This window comes from Micromonospora sp. IBSANI012 (assembly GCF_052814045.1).
The window spans coordinates 2,405,620-2,419,403 of the sequence record NZ_CP199933.1 but is presented as its reverse complement, the minus strand read 5'-3'; the positions used below and the strand labels follow the sequence as shown (position 1 = coordinate 2,419,403).

General features: G+C 72.6%; 9 protein-coding genes. 7 read left to right on the top strand and 2 right to left on the bottom strand.

Annotated features, from left to right (window positions below; genetic code table 11):
* Positions 1 to 51 precede the first annotated feature (51 nt).
* The gene (gene hrpA / locus ACTWM8_RS11025; protein ID WP_446213729.1) at positions 52 to 4,092 is read left to right on the top strand and encodes an ATP-dependent RNA helicase HrpA; all 4,041 of its coding nucleotides are present in this window, start codon (positions 52 to 54) and stop codon (positions 4,090 to 4,092) included.
* Positions 4,093 to 4,102: 10 nt separating this feature from the next.
* Here hrpA and ACTWM8_RS11020 read toward each other — a convergent pair whose 3' ends face one another.
* The gene (locus tag ACTWM8_RS11020; protein ID WP_446213728.1) at positions 4,103 to 5,035 is read right to left on the bottom strand and encodes a LysR family transcriptional regulator; all 933 of its coding nucleotides are present in this window, start codon (positions 5,033 to 5,035) and stop codon (positions 4,103 to 4,105) included.
* A gap of 134 nt (positions 5,036 to 5,169) precedes the next feature.
* Between ACTWM8_RS11020 and ACTWM8_RS11015 the strand changes: the two genes are divergently transcribed.
* The 6 genes from ACTWM8_RS11015 (at position 5,170) to ACTWM8_RS10990 (ending at position 12,206) form a co-directional block, all read left to right on the top strand.
* Positions 5,170 to 5,802: a succinate dehydrogenase cytochrome b subunit gene (locus tag ACTWM8_RS11015; RefSeq protein WP_446213727.1), complete on the top strand. Its 633-nt coding sequence runs from the start codon at positions 5,170 to 5,172 to the stop codon at positions 5,800 to 5,802.
* Between the two features lie 2 nt (positions 5,803 to 5,804).
* The gene (locus ACTWM8_RS11010; RefSeq protein ID WP_446213726.1) at positions 5,805 to 7,742 is read left to right on the top strand and encodes a fumarate reductase/succinate dehydrogenase flavoprotein subunit; all 1,938 of its coding nucleotides are present in this window, start codon (positions 5,805 to 5,807) and stop codon (positions 7,740 to 7,742) included.
* On the top strand, positions 7,739 to 8,500 hold the full coding sequence (locus tag ACTWM8_RS11005) for a succinate dehydrogenase/fumarate reductase iron-sulfur subunit (RefSeq protein ID WP_446213725.1): 762 nt from the start codon (positions 7,739 to 7,741) through the stop codon (positions 8,498 to 8,500). Before ACTWM8_RS11010 ends, ACTWM8_RS11005 begins: the two co-directional genes overlap by 4 nt.
* Positions 8,501 to 8,671: 171 nt before the next feature.
* Entirely contained in the window at positions 8,672 to 9,856 is a 1,185-nt protein-coding gene (locus tag ACTWM8_RS11000) for a zinc-dependent alcohol dehydrogenase (protein WP_446213724.1), read from the top strand.
* The gene (locus ACTWM8_RS10995; protein WP_446213723.1) at positions 9,853 to 10,806 is read left to right on the top strand and encodes an SDR family NAD(P)-dependent oxidoreductase; all 954 of its coding nucleotides are present in this window, start codon (positions 9,853 to 9,855) and stop codon (positions 10,804 to 10,806) included. Before ACTWM8_RS11000 ends, ACTWM8_RS10995 begins: the two co-directional genes overlap by 4 nt.
* 254 nt (positions 10,807 to 11,060) lie before the next feature.
* On the top strand, positions 11,061 to 12,206 hold the full coding sequence (locus ACTWM8_RS10990; RefSeq protein ID WP_446213722.1) for an MBL fold metallo-hydrolase: 1,146 nt from the start codon (positions 11,061 to 11,063) through the stop codon (positions 12,204 to 12,206).
* 47 nt (positions 12,207 to 12,253) lie between these two features.
* On the opposite strand, the gene ACTWM8_RS10985 is transcribed toward ACTWM8_RS10990, so the two are convergent.
* Positions 12,254 to 13,765, bottom strand: coding sequence for a deoxyguanosinetriphosphate triphosphohydrolase family protein (locus ACTWM8_RS10985; protein WP_446213721.1), 1,512 nt, complete (start codon positions 13,763 to 13,765; stop codon positions 12,254 to 12,256).
* Positions 13,766 to 13,784 lie beyond the last annotated feature (19 nt).

The window sequence follows — 13,784 nt, the reverse complement described above, 5'->3', positions numbered from 1 at the left end:
GAGGTAACCCGGGGGCGCTCCGGCGGCGGGCTGCCTATCCTTGGCGACGACATGCAGAATCCAGCCGTACCCGCCGAGGCCGTCACCGTCCGCGACCTGCACCGCCGCCTCTCCTCGCTGATGTTCCGCGACCAGCGCCGCCTGCAGCGGCGGCTGGACGGGGCGCGCAAGCTGCGGGAGCCCGAGCGGCGCGACGGCGCGCTCGCCGAGATCGCCGCGGACGTGGCCCGAGCCGAGGCGCGGCTGGCGGACCGGCGGGCCGCCGTGCCGGTGATCACCTATCCGGCGCAGCTGCCGGTCAGCGAGCGCCGGGACGACATCGCCGCCGCGATTCGCGACCACCAGGTGGTGATCGTGGCCGGCGAGACCGGCTCGGGCAAGACCACCCAGCTGCCCAAGATCTGCCTGGAGCTGGGGCGCGGGGTGAACGGCCTGATCGGGCACACCCAGCCCCGCCGGCTGGCCGCCCGGACGGTCGCCGACCGGATCGCCGAGGAACTCGGCACCGAGCTGGGCGACGTGGTCGGCTACAAGGTGCGCTTCAGCGACCAGGTCAGCGACCGCAGCCTGGTCAAGCTGATGACCGACGGCATCCTGCTGGCCGAGTTGCAGACCGACCGGATGCTGCGCCAGTACGACACGTTGATCATCGACGAGGCGCACGAGCGTAGCCTCAACATCGACTTCATCCTGGGGTACCTTCGGCAGCTCCTCCCCCGCCGCCCCGACCTCAAGGTGGTCATCACCTCGGCGACCATCGAGACGGACCGCTTCGCCCGGCACTTCGCCGACGCCGACGGCGAGCCGGCCCCGATCGTCGAGGTCTCCGGGCGGACGTACCCGGTCGAGGTGCGCTACCGGCCGCTGGTCGAGGTGAGCGAGGCCGAGGAGGACGAGGGCGACGACGAGGAGAACGTCCGCGACCAGATCCAGGCGATCGGCGACGCGGTCGAGGAGCTGGCCGCCGAGGGGCCCGGCGACATCCTGGTCTTCCTCTCCGGCGAGCGGGAGATCCGGGACACCGCCGACGCGCTGGGCAAGCTGGTGGAGAAGAAACGGTCGCTGCTCGGCACCGAGATCCTCCCCCTGTACGCCCGGCTGTCGACCGCCGAGCAGCACCGGGTCTTCGCCCCGCACGCCGGGCGGCGGGTGGTGCTGGCCACCAACGTCGCCGAGACGTCGCTGACCGTGCCCGGCATCAAGTACGTGGTGGACCCGGGCACGGCCCGCATCTCCCGCTACTCCAGTCGGCTCAAGGTGCAGCGGCTGCCCATCGAGCCGGTCTCGCAGGCCTCGGCCAACCAGCGCAAGGGCCGCTGCGGGCGTACCTCGGACGGCATCTGCATCCGGCTCTACGACGAGCAGGACTTCCTTTCCCGGCCCGAGTTCACCGACCCGGAGATCCTGCGCACCAACCTCGCCTCGGTCATCCTCCAGATGACCTCGATCGGGCTCGGCGACATCGCCGCGTTCCCGTTCATCGACCCGCCGGACCGGCGCAACGTCACCGACGGCGTCAACCTGCTGCACGAGCTGGGCGCGCTCGACCCGACCGAGTCCGACCCGGCGAAGCGGCTCACCCCGCTGGGCCGGCGGCTGGCCCAGCTGCCGGTCGACCCCCGGCTGGCCCGGATGGTGCTGGAGGGCGAGCGCAACGGCTGCGCCACCGAGGTGGTGGTGATCGCCGCCGCGCTCTCCATCCAGGACCCGCGCGAGCGGCCGGCGGAGAAGCAGGCGCAGGCCGACCAGGCGCACGCCCGGTTCGCCGACAAGGAGTCCGACTTCGTCGCGTTCCTCAACCTGTGGCGCTACCTGCGGGAGCAGCAGCGGGCGCTGTCGTCGAGCGCGTTCCGCCGGATGTGCAAGGCGGAATACCTGAACTACCTGCGGGTCCGCGAGTGGCAGGACATCGTCAGCCAGTTGCGCCAGGTGCTGCGTACCCCGGATCAGGGCGGCGGCGGGCGCGGCCGGCGCGGCGCGACGGAGGCCCCGGTGGACGGCGGCCGGCGCGGCCCGACCGCGGACCTGCCGGAGGAGATCGACACCCCGAAGGTGCACCAGTCGCTGCTGCCCGGCCTGCTGTCCCACGTCGGGCTCAAGGACGCGCAGAAGCACGAGTACCTGGGGGCGCGCGGTGCGAAGTTCGCGATCTTCCCCGGCTCGGCGCTGTTCAAGAAGCCACCGCGCTGGGTGATGGCCGCCGAGCTGGTGGAGACCTCCCGGCTCTGGGGCCGGGTCGCCGGGCGGGTCGAGCCGGAGTGGGTCGAGCCGCTGGCGCAGCACCTGGTCAAGCGCAGCTACAGCGAGCCGCACTGGGAGAAGAAGCAGGCCGCGGTGATGGCCTACGAGAAGGTGACCCTGTACGGCATCCCGCTGGTCACCTCCCGCAAGGTCAACTTCGGCCGGATCGACGCGGCACTGTCGCGGGAGCTGTTCATCCGGCACGCCCTGGTGGAGGGCGACTGGCAGACCCACCACCAGTTCTGGCGGGACAACCAGCGGCTGCTCACCGAGATCGAGGAGCTGGAGAACCGGGCCCGGCGGCGGGACATCCTGGTCGACGACGAGACGATCTTCCACTTCTACGACCAGCGAATCCCCGCCGACGTGGTCTCCGGCCGGCACTTCGACTCGTGGTGGAAGACGACCCGGCGGGAGCAGCCGGAGCTGCTCACCTTCACCCGCGAGCTGCTCATCAACGCCGGTCGCGGCGGGGTGGACGAGGCCGACTACCCGGACGAGTGGCAGGCCGAAGGGGTCACCCTGCCGCTGACCTACACCTTCGACCCGGGCACCCCGACCGACGGCGTGACCGTGGACATCCCGCTGCCGCTGCTCAACCAGGTGCCGGCGGAGAGCTTCGACTGGCAGGTGCCGGGGCTGCGCGAGGAACTGGTCGTCGCGCTGATCCGGTCGCTGCCCAAGGCCGTCCGGCGCAACTTCGTCCCGGTGCCGGACTACGCCCGGGCCGCGCTGGCGGCGATGCCGGCCGGCGAGGAGCCGCTGCTGGACGCGCTGACCCGGCAGCTGCGCCGGATGACCGGGGTCACCGTGCCGCGCGACGCCTGGGACGTCGACCGGCTGCCGGCCCACCTGCGGGTCAGCTTCCGGGTGCTCGACGAGGAGAACAAGCCGGTCGCCGAGGGCAAGGACCTGCCGGCCCTGCAACGCCAGCTCCGCCAGGAGGTACGCCAGGTCGTGGCCGCCGCCGCGCCGGACGTCGCCCGGACGGGCCTCCGTGAGTGGAGCATCGACGATCTTCCTCGCACCATCGAGCAGGTCCGGGCCGGCTACGCGGTGACCGCGTACCCGGCGCTGGTCGACGAGGGCGCGACGGTCGGGGTGAAGGTGTTCGACTCCGAGGCCGAACAGGCCGCGGCGCACTGGGCGGGCACCCGGCGGCTGCTGCGGCTGACCGTGCCGTCGCCGGCGAAGTTCCTTCAGGGCCGGCTCTCCAACGAGGCGAAGCTGGCGCTCAGCCGCAACCCGCACGGCGGGGTGCAGGAGCTGATCTCCGACGCCGCCGGGGCCGCGATCGACAAGCTGATCGCCGACGCGGGCGGGCCGGCCTGGGACGCCGAGGGCTTCGCCGCGCTGCGCGAGCGGGTCCGCGCCGACCTGATCGACACGGTGGTCGACGTGATGGACCGGGTCCGCCGGGTCCTCGCCGCCGCATACGCGGTGGAGCAGCGGCTCGGCGCGACCCGGAACCTGGCCGTGGTGGCCGCCCTGGCCGACATCCGCAACCAGCTCTCCGGGCTGGTGCACAAGGGGTTCGTCACCGAGGCCGGGTACGCGCGCCTGCCCGACCTGCTGCGCTACCTGACCGCGATCGAGCGGCGCCTGGACCGGCTGCCGGGCAACCCGCAGCGGGACAAGCAGCAGCAGGACCGGATCGCGGTGGTGCAGAAGGAGTACGCCGACATGCTCGCCGCGCTGCCGCCCAGCCGGCGCAACTCGGCGGCGGTACGGCAGATCCGGTGGATGATCGAGGAGTTGCGGGTGAGCGTCTTCGCCCAGGCGCTCGGCACCCCGTACCCGGTGTCGGAGCAGCGGATCTACCGGGCGATGGACGACGCCGAGGGGCGCTGACCCGCCCCGGTTACGGCAGCGGCTCCACGCCGGGCGGCAGCTCGTCGGCGGCGGTGGCGTCGTGCACGTAGTCGAGCAGTATCCGGCGCAGCTCCCGGCCGGCGTGGGTGGGCACCACGTCCCGGCGGCGGGCCACCGCGATGGTCCGCCGTACGCCCGGCGGGGCGAGCCGGGTGACCCGGACGCCGGCCCGGCGGGCGACCACGATGCCGGGTACCAGGGCGATGCCCAGCCCGGCCTCGACGAAGCTGAGCACGGCGTCCATCTCGCCACCATCGACCGAGATGGTCGGCTCGAAGCCGGCCTCCCGGCAGGCCTGGATGGTGGCGTCCCGCAGGTCGTAGCCCTCGCGGAACATGACCAGGGGCTGGTCACGCAGGTCGGTGATGCGCAGCTGACCGTTGTCCCGGGCGGCGGGCAGCGGGTCCACCGACGCGACGACGAGGCTTTCCCGCAGGATGGGGTCGGCGCGCAGCCCCGGGTCGGCGCCCTGGGCCGGCATGATGATCAGCGCCAGGTCGAGGTCGCCGCGCAGCAGGTCACGGACCAGGTCCTGGGAGCCGCCCTCCTCCACCCGCAGGTCCACGGTGGGGTGGGCGTCGCGGAACCGGCGCAGCACCGGCGGGGCGAGCGAGGTGGCCAGGCTGGGGGTGGCGCCGAGGCGGACCCGGCCCCGGCGCAGGCCGACCAGCTCCTGCACCTCGCGGGTGGCGGTGTCGACGTCGGCGAGGATCCGCTTGGCCAACGGCAGCAGCACCTCGCCGGCAGCGGTGAGGGCGATATTGCCCCTTACCCGTTCGAAGAGCGGGGCCCCCAGGTCGGTCTCCAGGGCGTGAATTTGCTTACTCAGTGAGGGCTGGGTTATGCCGACGAGGTCGGCGGCTTGGGTGAAATGTCGTACTTCTGCGACCGCCACAAAGTACTTGAGCTGATGGAGCTGCATCTACATAGCTTATGGCTATCAAGACTGCGAGGTCGATGCATTGGACGACTGATCAAAGTCCTCCTAGCGTCGGTCAGGTGGTAATCACGAAAACTCGGTCGCCCATCCGCTCGAACGTCGGCCTGAAGGCCGTCATGGCGGTGACGGGCATCCTCCTGGTGCTCTTCCTCGTCGTGCACATGCTGGGGAACCTGAAGATCTTCACCGGCGAGACGTCGTTCGACCACTACGCGCACTGGCTGCGGGACATCGGCACGCCGCTGCTGCCCCACACCTGGTACCTGTGGATCCAGCGCACCGTGCTCACGGTCGCCGTGGTGGCGCACATCGTGGCCGCCACCGTGCTGGCCCGGCGCGCCCGCGCCGCCCGCCCGGTGAAGTACGCCCACCGCAAGAAGATCCAGGGCAGCTACGCCGCCCGCACGATGCGCTGGGGTGGGGTGATCATCCTGCTCTTCGTGATCTACCACATCCTGGACCTGACCACCGGTCACCTGAACCCTCAGGGCGACGCCAGCAACCCGTACGGCAACGTGGTCACGGACTTCGCGCCGGAGCGCTGGTACGTCACGCTCTTCTACACCCTGGCGATCGTCACCGTCGGTTTCCACCTGCGGCACGGCATCTTCAGCGCGCTGCGCAGCCTGGGCCAGCAGACGCCGAAGGGTGAGCGTCGCAACCGGGCGATCGCGCTGGTCGTCGCCGTCGGTCTCTGCGTCGGCTACCTGGTGGTCCCGTTCGCCGTACTCACCGGATTGGTGTCCTGACCATGGATCTCTTCACCGAGGGCGACCCGATCGCCGACACCAAGGCTCCCGAGGGCCCGATCGAGACCCGCTGGGACCGCCGCCGCTTCGAGGCCAAGCTGGTCAACCCGGCCAACCGCCGGAAGATGACCGTGATCGTGGTGGGCACCGGCCTGGCCGGCGGCTCCGCCGCGGCGACGCTGGCCGAGCAGGGCTACCGGGTCAAGTCCTACTGCTACCAGGACAGCCCGCGCCGGGCCCACTCGATCGCCGCGCAGGGCGGCATCAACGCCGCCAAGAACTACCGCAACGACGGCGACTCGGTGCACCGGCTCTTCTACGACACGGTCAAGGGCGGCGACTTCCGCTCGCGGGAGTCGAACGTGCACCGGCTGGCCGAGGTCTCGGTCAACATCATCGACCAGTGCGTGGCGCAGGGCGTGCCGTTCGCCCGCGAGTACGGCGGCCTGCTCGACACCCGCTCCTTCGGCGGCGCGCAGGTGCAGCGGACCTTCTACGCGCGGGGCCAGACGGGCCAGCAGCTGCTGCTCGGGGCGTACCAGGCGCTGGAGCGGCAGATCGGCCTGGGCAACGTGGAGATGAACGCCCGGCACGAGATGCTGGAGCTGGTCGTCGTCGACGGCAAGGCCCGGGGCATCGTCGTCCGGGACCTGGTCACCGGCGAGATCAGCACCGAGATGGCCGACGCGGTCGTGCTCGCCTCCGGCGGCTACGGCAACGTCTTCTACCTCTCCACCAACGCCAAGGGCTGCAACGTCACCGCCACCTGGCGGGCGCACCGCAAGGGCGCGCACTTCGCGAACCCCTGCTACACGCAGATCCACCCGACCTGCATCCCGGTCTCCGGCGACCACCAGTCGAAGCTGACCCTGATGAGCGAGTCGCTGCGCAACGACGGCCGGGTCTGGGTGCCGAAGGCCAAGGGCGACGACCGCGCGCCGCGGGACATCCCCGAGGACGAGCGGGACTACTACCTGGAGCGGATCTACCCCTCCTTCGGCAACCTGGTCCCCCGCGACATCGCCTCCCGCGCCGCGAAGAACGTCTGCGACGAGGGCCGGGGCGTCGGCCCGACCAAGCTCGGCGTGTACCTCGACTTCGCCGACGCCATCAACCGGCTCGGCCGCAAGGCGATCGAGGCCAAGTACGGCAACCTCTTCGAGATGTACGAGCGGATCACCGGCGAGGACCCGTACGAGGTCCCGATGCGGATCTACCCCGCCGTGCACTACACGATGGGCGGCCTCTGGGTCGACTACGACCTCCAGTCGACCATCCCGGGCCTGTTCGTGATCGGTGAGGCGAACTTCTCCGACCACGGCGCGAACCGGCTCGGCGCCTCGGCGCTGATGCAGGGCCTGGCCGACGGCTACTTCGTGCTGCCCAGCACGATCGCCCACTACCTGGCCACGGGCCCGCTGGAGAAGGTCGACGCCAGCCACCCCGAGGCGATCGCGGCCCGCCGCGACGTCGAGGACCGGATCACCCGGCTGCTGGCGGTCAACGGCGACCGGACCGTGGACTCGTTCCACCGGGAGCTGGGCCAGATCATGTGGGAGCACTGCGGCATGGAGCGCAGCGAGGCCGGGCTGCGCAAGGCCATCGACGAGATCCGCACGCTGCGGGACGAGTTCTGGCAGCGGGTGCGGGTGCCGGGCGACGGCGAGGGGCTCAACCAGTCGCTGGAGAAGGCCGGCCGGGTGGCCGACTTCTTCGAGCTGGCCGAGCTGATGTGCATCGACGCCCTGCACCGCGAGGAGTCCTGCGGCGGCCACTTCCGGGCCGAGCACCAGACCCCGGACGGCGAGGCGCAGCGCGACGACGACCGGTTCGCCTACGTGGCGGCCTGGGAGTACACCGGCACCGGTGAGCCGGTCGTGCTGCACAAGGAAGACCTGAAGTTCGAATACGTCCACCCCACGCAGCGGAGCTACAAGTGAACCTGACCCTGCGCATCTGGCGCCAGACCGGCCCTGAGGACAAGGGTCGGATGGTGACCTACCAGGTCGACGACGTCTCCCCGGACATGTCGTTCCTGGAGATGCTCGACGTCCTCAACGAGCGGCTCATCCTTCAGGGCGAGGAGCCGGTCGCGTTCGACCACGACTGCCGCGAGGGCATCTGCGGCATGTGCGGTCTGATGATCAATGGCGACGCGCACGGGCCGCAGCGCGGCACCACCGCCTGCCAGCTGCACATGCGGCAGTTCTCCGACGGCGAGACGATCGACATCGAGCCGTGGCGGGCCCGCGCCTTCCCGGTCATCAAGGACCTGGTGGTCAACCGGAACGCCTTCGACAAGATCATCGCCGCCGGCGGGTACATCACCGCCCCGACCGGCAGCGCCCCCGAGGCGCACTCCACGCCGGTGGCCAAGGCCAACGCGGACGCCGCCTTCGAGTCGGCCGCCTGCATCGGCTGCGGCGCCTGCGTGGCGGCCTGCCCCAACGGCTCCGGCATGCTCTTCACCGCCGCCAAGCTCACCCAGCTCTCGCTGCTGCCGCAGGGCCAGCCGGAGCGCTACACCCGGGTGATCGGCATGGTCGACGCGCACGACGAGGCCGGCTTCGGCGGCTGCACCAACGCCGGTGAGTGCACCGTGGTCTGCCCGAAGGGCATCCCGCTGAACACCATCGGCCGGCTCAACCGCGACTACCTGAAGGCCACCACCAAGGGCGCGGGCACCCCCGGCTCCTGACCGCCAGTTGCGCACCGACCGCCGCAGCCCCGTCCGGGGGTGCGGCGGTCGGCGTTTTCCCGGGGATACGGCGGGAAAGCAGCGCCGGCGCCGGCCCGGGCGGCCCGCCGGGTTCGAGCCGCCCACTCGGGGTAGCAGTCCCATGGACGGCACCGAGAGGGGACGGCAGGCATGAGGGCACTGACCTGGCACGGCAAGCGTGACGTCCGGGTGGAGGAGGTGCCCGACCCGCGGATCGAGGAGCCCACCGACGCGGTCGTCCGGATCACCTCCACCGCGATCTGCGGCTCCGACCTGCACCTGTACGAGGTGCTCGGGCCGTACCTGAAGCCCGGCGACATCCTCGGGCACGAGCCGATGGGCATCGTCGAGGAGGTCGGCGCGGGCGTGACCCGGCTCAAGCCGGGCGACCGGGTGGTCGTCCCGTTCAACATCTCCTGCGGCGACTGCTGGATGTGCCGGCGGCAGCTCTACGCCCAGTGCGAGACCACCCAGGTCACCTCGGAGGGCAAGGGCGCGTCGCTGTTCGGCTACACCTCGCTCTACGGCTCCGTCCCCGGCGGCCAGGCCGAGTACCTGCGGGTCCCGTACGCCCAGTTCGGCCCGGTCAAGATCCCGGAGACCGGCGCGGACGAGCGCTACCTCTACCTCAGCGACATCCTGCCCACCGCCTGGCAGGCGGTGAGGTACGCCGACACCCCGCCCGGCGGCACCCTCGCCGTCTTCGGGCTGGGGCCGGTGGGCCAGTTCTGCGCCCGGATCGGCCGCCACCTGGGCGCCGAGCGGGTGATCGGGCTGGACCTGGTGCCGGAGCGGCTGGAGATGGCCCGCCGGCACGGCATCGAGACCCTCGACGTGAGCGAGCTGGAGGACGTGCCAGCCACCCTGGTCGACCTGGTCGACGGGCGCGGCCCGGACGCGGTGATCGACGCGGTCGGCATGGAGGCGCACGGCGCCGCCTCGGGAAAGCTGGCCCAGGCCGCCGCCGGGCTGCTGCCGGACAAGCTCGCCCAGACCATGACCGACAAGGTCGGCGTCGACCGCCTCGTGGTGCTCAAGGCCGCGCTCAAGGCGGTGCGCCGGGGCGGCACCGTCTCCATCTCCGGCGTCTACGGCGGCGAGGTGGACCCGCTGCCGCTGATGGAGATGTTCGACCGGGGCATCCAGCTGCGGATGGGGCAGTGCCACGTGCGCCGCTGGACCGACGAGATCACGCCGCTGCTCTCCGGCGACGACGACCCACTGGGCGTGGAGGACCTGCGTACCCACCGGGTGCCGCTGGCGCGGGCGCCGCAGGCGTACGAGATGTTCCAGCAGAAGCAGGACGGCTGCGTCAAGGTCGTGCTCGTACCGTGAGCCGGGTGGTGGTGGTCACCGGGGCGACCAGCGGCATCGGCCGCGCGGCCGCCCGGGAGTTCGCCGGGCGCGGGGACCGACTGGTCCTCGCCGCCCGCTCCCCCGCCACCCTGGCCGAGGTACGCCGCGAGTGCCGCGACGCCGGCGCCGAGGTACGCGAGGTGCCCACCGACGTGACCGCCCCCGGCGCGCTCGACGCCCTGGCGGAGGCGGCGCTGCGGGAGTTCGGCCGGATCGACGTCTGGGTGCACACCGCGGCGGTGATGGCGTACGGGCGGTTCGAGGAGATCCCGGCGGAGGTCTTCGACCAGGTGGTGCGGACCGACCTGCTCGCCTCCGCCGGGGTGGCCCGGGTCGCGCTGCGGCAGTTCACGGCCGCCGGCGGCGGCACCCTGATCCTCACCGGATCGGTGCTCGGGCACATCACCGCGCCCTACATGAGCGGCTACGTCACCAGCAAGTGGGGCCTGCACGGCCTGGTCCGGACGTTGCAGCAGGAGTCGCGGGACCTGTCCGGGGTGCACGTCTGCCTGGTCACCCCCGGCAGCGTGGACACCCCGGTCTACCAGCAGGCCGCCAACTACCTGGGCCGGGTGGGCCGGCCGCCGCTGCCGATCACCACCCCGGAACGGGTGGCCCGGGCGATCGTGGACTGCGCCGACCGGCCCCGCCGGGAGATCTCGGTGGGCCGGATCAACCTGTTCATGCGGGTCGGCTTCACCGTGCTGCCCGGCGTCTACGACGCGCTGGTCGGGCCGCTGATGCGCTGGGGCGGGCTGACCGACCGGCAGGTACCGCCGCACGAGGGCGCGGTGTTCGCCCCCAACCCGGCCGGCGAGGCCGTCCGCGGCGGCTGGCGGCCCGACCTCCCCCGCCTGGCCCGCGCCGTGGGCGACACCGCCACCTCGGCGGTCACCGCCGGCGCCGCCGCCCTCCGCCGCCTCCGCTGACCCCCACCCCCGCCCTCGCGCCTCCCCCCACCCCACCTCCCCGTCCCCGCCCCGCCATTTCCTGGCTGCACTTTCAGAGAAAGCGTGGCTATGGCGCGCGGAATAGCCACGCTTTCTCTGAAAGTGCTGGGGCGCGACGGGCGACGTGGGGACGGTCTCTCGGGGAGTGCGCGGGTGGGGGTGCGGCGGCGGTCCGGCGCGGGGGTGACGCGGTGGCTACCGTGTACTCGGGAGACGGCGGAGGGGACGTGGCGATGCGGGCACCAGCGGACCGGGAACTCGAGCGGGCACTCGGCGGACGGCTGTGGCGGATGACGGGGCTGGCCGCGGTGGCCGGCCTGGCCTGGGCGGCGCGGGACGTGCCGGCGGCGCTGGGCGGGCGGCTGACCGGCGCCCGGGCGGAACGGGCCGCCCGCTCCCCCCAGTTCCGCGACGGCACCTTCCACAACCGGGCCGCCACCCGGACGATGACCACCGGTGACCCGGGTCGGAACCTGGTCTGGGAGCTGATCTTCGGCAAGCAACGCCGGCGCCCCACCGCCCCGGTCCCGCTGCTGCCCCCGACGCCCCCGCCCGCGACCGACGTCGAGCGCGAACTCAACATCGTCTGGTACGGCCACGCCTCCGCGATGATCGAGATCGAGGGGCGGAAGGTTCTGGTCGACCCGGTGTGGAGCGACCGCTGCTCACCGTCCGCCGCGGTCGGGCCGAGGCGGCTGCACCAGCCCCCGGTACCCCTGGCCGACCTGCCTCCGGTCGACGCCATCCTGATCTCCCACGACCACTACGACCACCTCGACATGGCCACCGTGCAGGAGCTGACCCGGCGGCAGTCCGCGCCGTTCCTGGTGCCGCTGGGCGTCGGCGCCCACCTCGACCGGTGGGGCGTGCCGGCCGAGCGGATCATCGAGCTGGACTGGTCGGAGCGGCACCAGGTGGGTGGGCTCGAGATCATCGCCACCGCCGCCCAGCACTTCTCCGGCCGGGGGCTGCGCCGCGACGGCACCCTCTGGAGCTCCTGGGTGGTCGCCGGCGCGCACCGCAAGGTCTTCTACACCGGCGACTCCGGCTACTTCGACGGGTACGCCGAGATCGGCGCGGAGCACGGGCCGTTCGACGTCACCCTGATGCAGATCGGCGCGTACGACCGCGCGTGGCCGGCCATCCACATGTTCCCCGAGGAGGCCGTCTCGGCCCACCTCGACCTGCGGGGCGGGCTCTTCCTCCCGGTGCACTGGGCGACGTTCAACCTGGCCCTGCACGACTGGTCCGAGCCGGTGGACCGGCTCTGGGCCGAGGCCAAGGCGCGCGACGTGCGGCTGGCGGTGCCCCGCCCCGGCGAGCGGGTGGTGGTCGACGACCCGCCGCCGGTGGACGGCTGGTGGCAGGCGGTCGCCTGACGTACCCGCCGGCCGGCGCACGGCGTCCCGACGCGCGGGGCCGGCGGTCAGAGGACGAAGGCGTCGGTCCAGAGGGCGCCGGAGCGCCCGGAGAGGGCGTCCAGCATGGCGACGGCCTGGCCGTCGGTGAGTTGGGCGACGAAGTCGACGATGGCCCGGCCCCGGGCCCGGCCGATCCGGTCCGTCGTACGCGGGTGCAGCTCCGCCTCGGCCAGCTCGACCAGGTCGTGCAGCCGGCGCGGCAACCGGGACTCCTCCTCCGGGTCGAGCAGCCACTCCCACAGCGCCTCGACCAGGGTGCCCAGCAGCCGGGCCTGGCCCCGCTGGTGCAGGGCCAGGTCCGGGCGGGCCAGCACGAACCGGTGGTGGACGAACTTGAGCACCTGCACCTCGTGCCACTGGGCCGGGGCGAGCAGCACGTGCCCGGAACGCACCGACGGCTCGCGGACCACGGTGATCGCGTCCACGAACCGGGTGGTCCAGCGGGCGGAGAAGCGGGCCACGTACTGCTCGGCCTCGATCGAGCCGTCGAAGGGCATGGCCAGCAGGCCCTCGACCAGTTCCTGGCGGACGTGCTCGACGGCGGCGGCGAACGCGTCGTCGGCGGCGATCCAGCCGTCCTTGCGGTGCAGCTGGCGGCGCAGCCGCTCGATCGCCGAGCCGGGCCGGCGGGCCGCGCCGGCCAGCGCCGCGTCGGTGACCGCGCGCAGGTGACCGCCCTCCCGCTGCCAGGCCATCAGCTCGGCGGCCACCGCTCCCTGCTGGAGCACCCCCACCCGGTAGAAGTCCTCGACGTCGTGGATCGCGTACGCGATGTCGTCGGCGGTGTCCATCACCGAGGCCTCGACGGTCTGCTGCCAGTCGGCGATCCGACCGGCGAACGGCTCCCGGGCCTGCCGCAGGTCGGCCAGCTCGGTCCGGTACGCGCCGAACTTCACCGACCCGCTCTCCGGGTCGTCGGGCGGGGCGGCCGCGCCCCGGGGCGCCGGGGTGAGGTGCCGCGGGTGCGGGTCCGGATGGTCCAGCCGGGTCCACGGGTACTTCAGCAGGGCCGCGCGGACCGCGGCGGTGAGGTCGAGCCCGGTGGTGGCCGCGCCCCGGATCTCGGTGCTGGTGACGATCCGGTACGACTGCGCGTTGCCCTCGAAGCCGTCCGCCAGGCCGAGCCGCTGCCGGGCCAGCCGGTCCAGCACCCGCTCCCCCAGGTGCCCGAACGGCGGGTGGCCGAGGTCGTGGGCGAGCGCCGCGGCCTCGACCACGTCCGGGTCGCAGCCGCCGAGCTCGTCGAGGAGCCGCCGGTGCGCCGGGTCGGCGGTGAGCCGCTCGGCGATCGCCCGGGCCACCTGGGCGACCTTGAGGCTGTGGGTGAGCCGGTTGTGCACCAGCAGGCCGGAACCACCCGGGCTGATCACCTGGGTGACGCCGTTCAGCCGGGCGAAGAACGGCGAGCCGACGATCCGGTCCCGGTCGGCCCGGAACGGGCTGGCGGCCAGGTCGCCGAGCGCCCGGGCGCTGCCGCCGAAGAGCCGGCGGGCCCGCGGATCCGCTGGTTGTTCCATGATCGCAACGCTAGCGCAG

Excerpts from the sequence above, each read along its gene's own strand:
- hrpA (WP_446213729.1), top strand. The coding sequence starts at position 52 with ATGCAGAATCCAGCCGTACCCGCCGAGGCCGTCACCGTCCGCGACCTG.
- ACTWM8_RS11020 (WP_446213728.1), bottom strand. The coding sequence starts at position 5,035 with ATGCAGCTCCATCAGCTCAAGTACTTTGTGGCGGTCGCAGAAGTACGA.
- ACTWM8_RS11015 (WP_446213727.1), top strand. The coding sequence starts at position 5,170 with ATGGCGGTGACGGGCATCCTCCTGGTGCTCTTCCTCGTCGTGCACATG.
- ACTWM8_RS11010 (WP_446213726.1), top strand. The coding sequence starts at position 5,805 with ATGGATCTCTTCACCGAGGGCGACCCGATCGCCGACACCAAGGCTCCC.
- ACTWM8_RS11000 (WP_446213724.1), top strand. The coding sequence starts at position 8,672 with ATGAGGGCACTGACCTGGCACGGCAAGCGTGACGTCCGGGTGGAGGAG.
- ACTWM8_RS10990 (WP_446213722.1), top strand. The coding sequence starts at position 11,061 with ATGCGGGCACCAGCGGACCGGGAACTCGAGCGGGCACTCGGCGGACGG.
- ACTWM8_RS10985 (WP_446213721.1), bottom strand. The coding sequence starts at position 13,765 with ATGGAACAACCAGCGGATCCGCGGGCCCGCCGGCTCTTCGGCGGCAGC.